Source organism: Sinorhizobium sp. 7-81 (genome assembly GCF_030124405.1).
GTDB classification, from domain to species: Bacteria; Pseudomonadota; Alphaproteobacteria; order Rhizobiales; family Rhizobiaceae; genus Sinorhizobium; species Sinorhizobium psoraleae.
Genome location: NZ_JASKLT010000021.1, coordinates 43,557 through 53,973 on the forward strand (window position 1 = coordinate 43,557; position 10,417 = coordinate 53,973).

At 60.9% G+C, this 10,417-nt stretch carries 11 protein-coding genes; 2 read left to right on the plus strand and 9 right to left on the minus strand.

Annotated elements, in window-relative coordinates:
- Nucleotides 1–13 precede the first annotated feature (13 nt).
- The 6 genes from QN224_RS30715 to QN224_RS30740 all read right to left on the minus strand — a co-directional run bounded on the left by QN224_RS30715 (nt 14) and on the right by QN224_RS30740 (nt 3,542).
- On the minus strand, nt 14–520 hold the full coding sequence (locus tag QN224_RS30715) for a thermonuclease family protein (RefSeq protein WP_283979752.1): 507 nt from the start codon (nt 518–520) through the stop codon (nt 14–16).
- Nucleotides 517–1,230: an SOS response-associated peptidase gene (locus QN224_RS30720; RefSeq protein ID WP_283979753.1), complete on the minus strand. Its 714-nt coding sequence runs from the start codon at nt 1,228–1,230 to the stop codon at nt 517–519. Before QN224_RS30720 ends, QN224_RS30715 begins: the two co-directional genes overlap by 4 nt.
- A gap of 44 nt (nt 1,231–1,274) precedes the next feature.
- On the minus strand, nt 1,275–1,463 hold the full coding sequence (locus QN224_RS30725; protein ID WP_283979754.1) for a hypothetical protein: 189 nt from the start codon (nt 1,461–1,463) through the stop codon (nt 1,275–1,277).
- Nucleotides 1,456–1,908 (minus strand): hypothetical protein, encoded by a 453-nt coding sequence (locus QN224_RS30730; RefSeq protein ID WP_283979763.1) that lies wholly within the window; start codon nt 1,906–1,908, stop codon nt 1,456–1,458. The genes QN224_RS30725 and QN224_RS30730 overlap by 8 nt, the downstream gene beginning before the upstream one ends.
- 293 nt (nt 1,909–2,201) lie before the next feature.
- Nucleotides 2,202–3,128 carry a zincin-like metallopeptidase domain-containing protein gene (locus QN224_RS30735; RefSeq protein ID WP_283979755.1) on the minus strand — a complete coding sequence of 309 codons (927 nt, stop codon included), beginning with the start codon at nt 3,126–3,128 and terminating at the stop codon, nt 2,202–2,204.
- 219 nt (nt 3,129–3,347) lie between these two features.
- Entirely contained in the window at nt 3,348–3,542 is a 195-nt protein-coding gene (locus QN224_RS30740) for a hypothetical protein (RefSeq protein WP_283979756.1), read from the minus strand.
- Nucleotides 3,543–4,595: 1,053 nt separating this feature from the next.
- Here QN224_RS30740 and QN224_RS30745 point away from each other — a divergent pair.
- Nucleotides 4,596–5,285, plus strand: a complete 690-nt coding sequence (locus QN224_RS30745) for a spore coat U domain-containing protein (RefSeq protein ID WP_283979757.1) — start codon at nt 4,596–4,598, stop codon at nt 5,283–5,285.
- A 266-nt stretch (nt 5,286–5,551) separates the two neighbouring features.
- On the opposite strand, the gene QN224_RS30750 is transcribed toward QN224_RS30745, so the two are convergent.
- Nucleotides 5,552–5,917, minus strand: coding sequence for a phosphoglycerate kinase (locus QN224_RS30750; protein ID WP_283979758.1), 366 nt, complete (start codon nt 5,915–5,917; stop codon nt 5,552–5,554).
- A gap of 873 nt (nt 5,918–6,790) precedes the next feature.
- Here QN224_RS30750 and QN224_RS30755 point away from each other — a divergent pair.
- The gene (locus tag QN224_RS30755) at nt 6,791–8,488 is read left to right on the plus strand and encodes an ABC transporter ATP-binding protein (RefSeq protein WP_283979759.1); all 1,698 of its coding nucleotides are present in this window, start codon (nt 6,791–6,793) and stop codon (nt 8,486–8,488) included.
- Nucleotides 8,489–8,506: 18 nt separating this feature from the next.
- Here the strand turns inward: QN224_RS30755 and QN224_RS30760 are convergent, their stop codons facing one another.
- The gene (locus tag QN224_RS30760) at nt 8,507–9,193 is read right to left on the minus strand and encodes a GntR family transcriptional regulator (RefSeq protein WP_283979760.1); all 687 of its coding nucleotides are present in this window, start codon (nt 9,191–9,193) and stop codon (nt 8,507–8,509) included.
- A gap of 81 nt (nt 9,194–9,274) precedes the next feature.
- On the minus strand, nt 9,275–10,417 hold a 1,143-nt coding region (locus tag QN224_RS30765), incomplete at its 5' end, for a LysR family transcriptional regulator (protein WP_283979761.1).

The following is a 10,417-nucleotide window of genomic DNA, read 5'->3' on the forward strand; positions in this document are numbered from 1 at the left end:
CATTCGGTCCCAGTCAGCAAGCCGGCTCTTGTCCGGCCCGCTCCGCCCGCGCCTGACACGGCAACTGGAACTTGCCGCGCCAGATGCCGGCTCCGCGTGCACGCGCGAGCTGTTCAGCGCCTACATAGGCGCCTTTGCTGTATTTTTCCCAATTCACTGCATTGCCGCTCCTGACAAGCCAACGATTGACCTCCGGCCCGTCGGCGCGAAAGCAGACGCCGACGAACCGCTTATACCGATCGCGCTCAACGAACTCACAGCGCGTAGGGCGGGACTCGGCGAGAAACTGATCGAGCGCGAAGGCTGCCTCCTTGCCGCACCGGTAGGTGCCGCCGTCGCCATCCTCGCAGGTTTGCCAACTCTCTGGAGCATCGACGCCGTGCAGTCGAATGCGCTCGCCTTTGATTTCGAGCGTGTCGCCGTCGATGACAGTGGCGCGGCCGATGATCGGACCGGCAGAGTGGGCGGGCAGGGCGATCCCGAGGGAGACCGCGACGAACAGAAAATGCGAAGGCTTCATGGGACGGGGTCGGCTGGGTCGAGGATATCGGCGGTGTCGTTTCTCGGCGAGCCCACCTTTCGTTCAATCGGCCACATGGTCATGAGTTCTGCTGGGGACGGTTTCATCAGGTCGAACGGGTCCGGTTCTGGCGACAGCCAGCGTTCATAGTCCTCGCGGTGCAGAATGACAGGCATCCGGTCATGAATCGTCGCCATCATTTCGTTCGGTGGGCAGGTGATCACGCAGAAGGTGCGGATGTCCTCGCTGGTTTGCGGATTGCGCCAGATCTCCCAGATACCGGCGAGAGCAAACGGCTCGCCCGACTTCATGGCGATGGCATAGGGCTGCTTGTTCTTACCCGTGCCGTAGATGTCCTTCCACTCGAAGAAACCGTCGATCGGGACGAGACAGCGCCGGCTGGCATAGGCCTTCTTGAACATGCCGTTCGTTGCAATGCCCTCGCGTCGGGCGTTGACCGGAGGCGGGTGGCCGGGCCTTTGTTCCCTGGCCCAACCCGGTATCAAGCCCCAGCGTGCGCTGACGAAGGTGGGTCCGAAGACATCCGGATCACGAACAACATCTCTGATGATGATCGGATAGTAGAGCGAGGGCGCGCCGTTGTAGCGCGGGAACTGGTTTGAGAGCCCCTCGACGCCTCCGCGCTGTACGAAAGAGAAATTGCGCAGCAAGTCTCCAAGCGTGCTCTTGATGTAGATGCGTCCGCACATGGCCTTCCTCCCCGGCGGCAAAGGTATCGCGGCGAACAGCGCCGTCAACACGGTCTGGTGGTCGGTCGGGCTTTCCAGTCCGGGCGGTGCTCGAAACAAAACCAGTTCGGCTCGGCCCGTCCAACTGCGAAGCCAAAGCTGCCCCACTTCGTGCAGCCTGGGTTCTCGCAATAGTGGACGAAGAGTGCCAGGTCCTGCCGGGGGTTGGCGGTGGTGCTCGCCTCATCACTCATGTTTACGCTCTCCTCGGCGAGAGCCGAACTGTTCTTCGAACGCCTGATCCCAATTGGGATGGCCGGAAGTACCCACATGCTTCAGAGGCTCAAAGTGATATCTTTTCAGCAGAGCCTCCGAGATCATCCGCGCTATCTCATTCCGCGCCCCCTCTGCTTTCAACCGATCGCGGTCACAGGCCGCCCGCCGGAGCTCGATCGGAACCGAGTAAAGGGTCTGAGTCACGAAAGGCGCAATCGCGGGATGGCGGAGCACGGTCCCGACGTCGAAAATCGCGAAAGCCCCAAAAGACTCTGCTATCTTCCGGGCGAGTTCCTGGACTCCGCGCACCTCGACCGGTCGACGGTATTGATCAAGCCCGGCGTAGGCTCGTCTCTGATGGGGCTCCAAGACTGCAAGATCGACGGCGACGGCGGCTTCGATTTCATCCCTAAGTGTTCGCATGGCACGCGTCTCCCTCGACTGCAAGGCAGTCCTTATAACCTCAGTCTGTCGGATTGGCGCGCCGCAGCGCCGATGAATGTTCTTATTATGTTCTCATCGTGCGGGGAGTCAAGATCCGGAACTGATCGCCTACCGCCGCAGTCCTACTTTGTCCCTGTCGAAGCGGTTGCGGCCCCGAAAATGCGCGGCCACATCGTCCGCCAACTCGGGGAGGGCTAACGCAATGGAATGCCGCCGGGTTGCCGATGGAGACCACCGCGTGAACCAGAACACCGCTGTGAGCTCCGGGGTGCCTATACGGCACCCGACAGTTTGTCTCGCTGGGCGTCAGTCTGCTGTGCATGCATCCAATCGGCAATCTCCTGCGCCCTGCTGGCGGCGGTGAAGATGGCGCGCTTGTCGATGCGCAGCACCTCGAGCCAGGAGGCGATATAGCGGGTGTGGTCGGGGCGCGGCTCGGGGCTGAGGTTGAGATCGGCGCAGATCATCGCGCTCAATAGCTCAACCGTGCATTCCTCCATTGCGTAGGCGGCCGAGCCGAACCGTCCGGAGAGATCGCGATCCAGGCGGTGCTTGGCTCCGGAGGCGTGCCCGCATTCGTGAAGCATGACGGCATAATAGGCGACGGCGTCCCGGAAGCAGGCGAAATCGGGCATCTGCACGTGGTCGGTAGACGGGCGATAGTAGGCCTGTGATCCGCCGTGTCGGATGTCGATGCCCAGCGCCGCACAGAAACGATCGGCTCGCCCGATTCTCTCGGCCTCCGGGAGCACCGGCGTCACGGGCGGTGTGTAGCCATCGACCTGTGCACTGTTGAAGACCGTGTAGCTGCGAGCGAACATGCGTTGGCCGGCTTCATCGCGATCCGTGTCGCCGTTCCGGTCGTGATCGTCGCAGCGGCGATCGGCGATCTTCCAGAACACGACCAGGTGGCCGCGTTCGCCCTTGCGGACTTGGGCGCCGAGTTCCTGCCATTGCCGATAGGTGCCCCAGATGCTCGCAGGGTAGCCCGCCATGTGTGCCGCGGCCCAGAGCGCTATGACATTGACGCCGCGATAGGCCTTGGACGAGGCGACGTTGATCGGCGTGGTGATAGCTGATCCGTCATGGTGCCAGGGCATCCGGTAGTCGCCGGCGCCGGCCTCAATGGCGGCGATGATCTGGCTGGTGACGCGCTCGTAGATGTCGTTCCGGGTGTGAGGGATGTGATCCGTGGTCATGGCTGCCTCCTTAAGTTCGCCTCTTCGTCGAGGGCGAGGCGACAGGGGCAGACGCGATCGGCCGGCCTGTCACACCCTGTTCTCGGTGCTGGTGCGGAACAGGGTTGAAGGGTCGGCAGCGTCTGCCACATCCGAGACCCACCTCGACGGGCGAGCACGGGAGGCACCGGCCATGATCGGCGCGCGGGGACCGGACGCTATGAGGACTGTGGGCGGCTTTCAGCCGGCGCCGTGGTGAAACTGACGCCGCAGTGGAGTGACTGGCGTCCAACGGATCGGGGGCGCAGTCTGTCGATCCCGGTGATCCCGCTCGGCGACGCGCAACGTCAGCACCTGGACATGCGGCACGAGCGTACGGGCGAGTGGAGACCGACCGGCTTCGAGTTCGGCAATGATCTTATTGGCGATCGCCATCAGTTCGTCCGGCCCGGGTCCGGAACGGGCGCGCTTGGAACTGCATGCGTGATCAGCGCGTCCGAAACACGCGCGGGCGGGAACCAAAGCTCTCAGACGTCGTGGTTGTGCTCGGTAGACCAGAGGCGGCTTGGACTGTTGTGCCAAAGGCAAAAAAATGGGGAGACCAACCTGCCGCTCGACGTGCAGCCGGAAGCGACACAGACGGTGGTGGTGCCGGCCGACCGCTCCGGGGCCGTGGTTGATTTCGGGGTGAGGAAAGTGGAGGCCGCCATCGTCACCCTGACGGGCCCCGATGGATCGCCACTACCCCGTTGGGTCGGTCGTTCAGCTTGACGGCCCCGACCAGGCCACGGTGGCCGGCATGACGGCCCGGCTTATTTGACCGGCCTCGCAGGGCGAAACACGGTCACTGTTACGCTTCCCGAGGCGGCCGGTACGTGCCGGGCCAGCTTCGATTACGAGGCCGAACATGGGCGCTTAGCCCGGGATCGGTCCCGTCCCTTGCCAATGAGAGAGGAGGGAGCGATGCGCCCGTGTCGCCTGTTAGGACCGGCTCTCGATGCAAGTTGGCGGTCTGCGAACATGTTGACCGGACATGCGTGGTTCGGCTCGCCGGACCCGACGCGCTCCGTCGCTGCATCTTCTGTGCGTCGGTATCCGCTGCCACAAGGAGCCGCTCAAATTGCACGACTTTTCCGTCTCACCTCGTCTATTAGAGAATGTCTGAATGCCCCCGATGACCAAGCCTTCCCGCCTGCTGTTACTCATACCGTTTGTTGCGCTTGCGATGCTGTTCGCGGTCCCAGACGCTCAGGCGCAGACCTGCAAAGTCACCGAGATCAGCAACTTCGGGACGACAACGGTGGACATCGTGCCGAATGCGGCGGCGTCGGCATCTGGCAGGGTCGTCTACAACTGCTCATCCTTCGTACCCTTCAAAGACGTCCGGCTGTGCGCTTACGTCGGAGTAGCCAACCGCGCGACCAGGAGGGCCCCAGCGACTACGCCTTCTATCAGACGAAGGATGCCGATTCCCGGCTGGCCTGGCAGATGACCGATCAGTACAACCGCCGCTATGCCCGGGACGGCGGCGGCAGCATTTCGATCGGCGGCTTGAAGATTCTTGAGCGCAACGGCGGGTGGATTACGAATGGCAGCGGCCAGAATTTGCTGACGCTCACCTATCTCGACCGCCAGCAGCAGGATCGCGTGCGGCCCGGCCCGTATACCAACACCTACCAGCTCGTAACGAAGTACCTGGTCAACTCCGGCAATGCGACCTGCGACACGGGCTTGCCCAACCCAACCGGCACCATCGTCACCGTCACCTCGGGTGTTCCGGAGAATTGTCAATTCGAAAACTTCGAAAATATCGATTTCGGGTCCTGGGGCTCTGTCGCCGCAGCGCGGGCCAGTTCGACGGGAGTGCGGGCCTTCGGCAAAGTCGGGATCCGCTGCACCTACGAGACGGACTACACCATCACCATCGATGACGGACAGAATGCCAGCGGTGGCGTGCGACAAATGAAAAGCGGCACCAACTTCCTCGCCTACCAGCTGTTCCAGCCGGGCTGCAGCATTCCCTGGACAACGGCACCAACATCTGCGCTGGGCGGCATCGGCACCGTCGTGCGCTACATCAACGAGCACCAGGTCTGCGGGCAACTAACCACACCGTTGCCGCTGGCACCCGCCGCTGGCACCTACACCGATCTCGTCGTCGTGACTGCGACCTTTTGACGGCGCGAGCGGCGCCGAGACGAAGCCGCTGCCCGGGACAGGTCGCATCAAGCACTTCCGGCGGCGCCGGAAGTCTGCTCAGTCTCACATCGTGGGCTTCCCGGGACGGGAAACTGGCGCTGGATTGCCGGGACAGTTCCAGATAACAACCATAAGGAGGATCCGACAGTTTCATGAGCAACGGATCAATCGAGCGCCGCCGCGCCGCCTGGCGCCTCCCGACGGGCGGAAAACCGGGACGGTCCGACCGTCCCGGTGCAGCGTGCCTACCACCAGGATGTGTAGAAGACAACAAAGCCTGCTGCCAGCGCTTCGCGGGCTTTGGCGACAAAGGCGAGATCATCGTTGACTTCGCTGCCGTCGGACACGCCGAAGAAGAAGCCTTCGGTCGGCGGTAGGGTACGATCGCGGATCGCCGTTTCCAGGCGATCGAGATCGTCGGCGGTTAGCTGAAGGTTCACGCAATTGAATTTTACGTCGTTGCCGCCCTTCTCGCGGTAGAGCCGCTCCATCCAGCCGTGAAGGTTCGGATGCTTGCGCCAGTAGTGGAGCGCCGTGGCCTCTTCGACTTCAAAGTCGACCGGCGCGGCAGGCGGTTCGCGAAGAGTGCAGGCGTACATGTCGAGTCCCATGACTTTCTCCTTTCGTTGCTCTGTCCCGAAGGACGCGGCGTGAAAGGCCGGGCGGCATCGACCGCTGCCGTCATGGCCAACACGGGCCTTCGCCGGGGCGTCTCGCCCACGAAGGCCGGCGCGGGCAGGCCATTGACGGCAAGGCGCCGTCCGGCAGAAGCGCGAGAACCGAGGGGCCGCAATGGAAAGGAGCCTGGGACGGGCCTTGTCTTGCACCGGCCAGTGGCATCCCGCGCAAGGACGCGTCGCCTCGGCGGCGAAGAGCAAGCTCAGGCACGCGGTTCCTACGCCACAAGACCATCCGAGCTTGATGTCGCGCGCTGCAAATCCGCGAGATCGGCATCCGCACCTACGAGACGCCCTACAGCATCAATCACGGCCGGGACCTACAGTGTTCGCGTCGTCGTCACATCTATCTTCTGAGCACGAGTGGCCGCGGTAGGCGCGTTTGGACGAGGGCAACGGCCAGCCGATAGTGACGGCTCGTGGCTTTGTTGGATGGGGCAAACGTGGACATGGCCGAAAGCGAGGACGTACGTTATGCGCGCACCGCGTGATCTTTGAAGCGCAGAAGCCGGGCGAAACCAACTCTTTGACGTTGGGGAGACCAGAACGACAGAGTGAAGGCGGCTGATATTGCCAGAACTTCAACAAGCCGTCTCAGCCGCATCATCTATAAAGCACGTTTCCTGCCGTGATGGCGTCGTCGCTCCGTGTCAGTCGTACGTTATAATCGAGGTATATTTCGCTTATTACGCTCGGTGGGTCCCTTCCTATTAACGTTAGCCGTAGTCGCGGCGTCCGGGCATCTTTCAGATGCTTGTGGCGACATGACCCGTGTCGACGCCGCTAGCCCGAAGGAAATCATTAGAGATGCCCACTTCGGAAAAGCCGAGCGACTGGCGCATTGTGATGGCTCCGCTCGGCGGGATCCTTCTGAGCTTCTGGAAGGCCTCGCGGGAGACGATAGTGCTCGCTGCTGCCGTCGTGATCGGCGCGTCTTTGGCCTCGGTCTTCGCGCCCTATCTCTTCTCGCGGCTTGTCGATCGCCTGAGTGCTGATCCGTGGCTGGAGACGATTTCTGCGGGTCTTTTGATTTACGCCGTCGTCATTGGGCTCTCGCTCGCGCTGCAAAGCATCGTGAATTACCTCGCAGCGATGAGCGCCGAGGATCTGAATTTCATCGCCGACACTCGCTTTTTCGAGCGCTTGGTCAAGAAGTCACCTCGGTTCTTCGTTGAGCACAATCCCGCGGAGATTCAGTCCGCGCAGATGCAAGGGGCCCAAGCCCTCATCGTCGTGGTGGAACTGGCCTTGATGGCCCTCATACCCGGATTGGTGCAGCTTGCTTTGACCCTGGCCGTGTTGAGTGCCGCCATTGATGCAAGGGTCGTCCTTGTCGTCCTCGTATACGGGGCGGTGTTCATCCCGCTGACGTATTTCTCCAACAAATGGACGCGGCCGCATCTTGAAAAAGCGACAACGGCCGGGCAAGCCAATGCGCAGTTGGTGGGTAACGCGATTTCCTCCATGGAGACTCTGCGCTACTTCGCAAGCTGCGGATGGATGAGTGACCGGTTCAGACGCGGCGCTGAAGAGGTCCTCCACAACTGGCGGAGTTATTGTCTCAAACGGATCGCCTATGCAGGCATCTACGGTCTTGCTCTCGCGCTTCAGTACGCGGTCACCTTCGCCATTCTCCTGCCCAGCTACCGACAGGGGATCGTTTCTGTCGGCGACATCGTGCTGTTCAATGCACTTCTCATTCAACTCAACCAGCCTTTCGAGATGGTTGGTTCGGCGATCGAAAGCCTGATGAGATCCTATGCGCAATTCAGGCCCTTCGCCGACATGTGGGCATATCCGGAGGAGAGTGATCTGACTGCCGCGCGAGGCGAATTCGCGACAGGCGACGGACGGCTCGAATTCGAGAACGTTAGCTTTTCCTACGAAGACGGGCGTGGAATAGCGGACGTAGGCTTTGTCGCCCAGCGGGGGGCCATTACCTTCATCACTGGCGAGACCGGCTCGGGAAAATCGACGGTTCTCAGGCTTGCGTTGAAAACACTCGAACCCTGCAAGGGTCAAATTCGTGTAGACGGAGTCGACCTGCGCGATGTTAACCGCCAGGATTGGTATGGAGCGGTAGGGGTTGTTCCGCAGGACGTGATGCTGTTGAACGACACCCTTGCAGCCAATATCGCTCTCGGGCGGCCGATAATTGAGCAGCGACTGCGCGAGGCCGCTGCAAAGGCGGCGATCCTCGATCGGATCGAAGAGTATCCCGCGGGGTTCGCAACGATCGTAGGGGAGCGTGGCCTGAAGCTGTCTGGTGGCGAACGTCAGCGAATTGCAATTGCCAGGGCGCTCTACGGTGAACCGAAGTTTCTGTTCCTGGACGAGGCGAGTTCCGCCCTCGATGAGACCACGGAAGCGGCTATCATGGACCATATTCGGAAGATTGTAGGCGAAGTGACCGTCCTGGCGATCACCCATCGCAAGAGCACGATCCATCATACAGACAACGTCGTCGATCTACACGATCGGGCAGGCGTAACTGAATGCGTATAGAGCAGCGGTGATTTGCCATCACATATAGGGCGAAGGGCGCTGGTTGGCGTCGGCCAATGCTGCGACGATTCCGGCCAGGCTTGCATATCGCCTGAACACCTCGTCGACAAAGCACGCGACCTCGTCCCAGTGGCTGGGCTGTTTGATTACATTTGGCTCCGGGGCGGCGTAGAGGTCAAAGTTGCTGTAGATGTAGTATCGATAGTGGATCGTTTTGCCCCATATGTAGCGCACGATCGTCCAATCGACCTCCGCCATCCTCTTTGATGCCACCGCAAGGAATTTCCTGTCGAAATCAGCGCATTGCCCCCTCTTAAGTGAACTGTAGCTTGAAGGTGCGGCAACCCACTCAAAAACGTCCCAATGCCAGGCCAGTAGCACGTTCTGCACGATGGCGTCCTTCAGTTCGGCTCGAGCGTCGTCCGAGGCGGGTCTGTCCTGCTTGGCAACGAGTTGGCGCGCAATATTGAATGCCTTCTCGATGTAACGCGCCTTGAGAGGAGGAATAAAGAATCCCTTCGAAGGAATGCTGTCGAGCGCGTCTTGCTGGGCGAGGCGGATGAGGGCCTCGCGAACCGGCATGACGCTTGTTCCGATATCGTGCGCCAATGGTTTGGCAGCAACGCCCCCAACAATGAAGTGAGGGCGAGCGAAGATTTGCTCGCATACCTGCTCGTAGACTAAATGGTTGATAAGAAATCCCACCATTCCTCCTCTCACTACCCCAAGGGCTGTCCTGTCCTGATCTGTCCAGGAGGCGAATGCCGCCAAGGATCCTTATGGCCGCTAGGGGAGGCAAAACGGCAGCGCAAAGCGATCGCGCACGAAGCCAAGAAAATTCTTCAACGCCGGATTGGAATTGTCTTCGCGCCAGTATCCGGAATATGCGATCAAGCAGAGTCCGCGAGAGGTGCGAACCTCCCGTAAGACGACGTTCGGGCACTGCAATCCTGCGGCGCCTTCGCAGGTGATGGTTACGCCGACCCCAGCGCCGAGCATGTTCATGATCGATTCGCGGCTGACCGGTTGCATCTTGATTTTTGGACGCGCTCCGAATGCCGATAGACGACCCAATAGCATGTCGCGAGTCTCGGGCCCCGGATCATTTGCAGTAAGCCAGAAAGTTTCGTTGCGCAGGTCCGACCATTGCACTGACTCGTATGCAGTGAGCGGGTGGTCGGCCGCCATCGCGACCAGCACCCGCTCACTCCAGAAGGCGGCCCGTTTGATCTCAGAATAGCTTACCTCGCCGGGTAATATGGCAATATCGACAGCGCGCTTGTTGAGACCGTCCACGAGATCCGTGCGTTGAGCTTCAACGGCATCGATCTCCACGTCGGGATTGCTTTCGCGCCAGCTGAGCAGTGTAGCGTGCAGGTTCCCGGCAGAAACGGGGACATTATAGCCGATAGTCAGGCCCCCGACGCGTCCTTGTCCGGCAGCATGCATGTCCGCAACGAGTTGATCGACTTTGTTGACGATGTGGCGCGCCTCACGAATGAATTCCCTGCCAACCCGGGTGGGCGAAATCCCGGAAGGCGTCCGCATGAACAACGTTACGCCTAAACAATCCTCCAAGCGGAAGATGCTTCGGCTAAGCGTCGATCGCTTGATGTTGAGTGCCTCCGAAGCGCGATGGAAGCTGCGACAGTCCGCAGCCGCGATTGCATGCCGAAGCTGGCGAATATCGAAAGGCATGTTTCTTTCTCCCGTCGGCGCAGAGTCCCTGCCCAAATGGATTTGCGACATGCAAGGCGTGGCTTCGGCAGGAGCAGAGCGGTCGGCGGCGGTAGCGCTCGCGGTCCTTTGCACTCGCTTCAGAACCGTTGAATGTTGATTTGCACTGAGAAGTGACCCGGCATTTGCGCCGAGAATTGACCCGCCTTTTACGTATGTTTCGGGTCGGTGGTGGTGGTCAAGGTCCTGCTT

Excerpts from the sequence above, each read along its gene's own strand:
- QN224_RS30720 (WP_283979753.1), bottom strand. The coding sequence starts at position 1,230 with ATGTGCGGACGCATCTACATCAAGAGCACGCTTGGAGACTTGCTGCGC.
- QN224_RS30725 (WP_283979754.1), bottom strand. The coding sequence starts at position 1,463 with ATGAGTGATGAGGCGAGCACCACCGCCAACCCCCGGCAGGACCTGGCA.
- QN224_RS30755 (WP_283979759.1), top strand. The coding sequence starts at position 6,791 with ATGCCCACTTCGGAAAAGCCGAGCGACTGGCGCATTGTGATGGCTCCG.
- QN224_RS30715 (WP_283979752.1), bottom strand. The coding sequence starts at position 520 with ATGAAGCCTTCGCATTTTCTGTTCGTCGCGGTCTCCCTCGGGATCGCC.
- QN224_RS30730 (WP_283979763.1), bottom strand. The coding sequence starts at position 1,908 with ATGCGAACACTTAGGGATGAAATCGAAGCCGCCGTCGCCGTCGATCTT.
- QN224_RS30750 (WP_283979758.1), bottom strand. The coding sequence starts at position 5,917 with ATGGGACTCGACATGTACGCCTGCACTCTTCGCGAACCGCCTGCCGCG.
- QN224_RS30735 (WP_283979755.1), bottom strand. The coding sequence starts at position 3,128 with ATGACCACGGATCACATCCCTCACACCCGGAACGACATCTACGAGCGC.
- QN224_RS30745 (WP_283979757.1), top strand. The coding sequence starts at position 4,596 with ATGACCGATCAGTACAACCGCCGCTATGCCCGGGACGGCGGCGGCAGC.
- QN224_RS30740 (WP_283979756.1), bottom strand. The coding sequence starts at position 3,542 with ATGGCGATCGCCAATAAGATCATTGCCGAACTCGAAGCCGGTCGGTCT.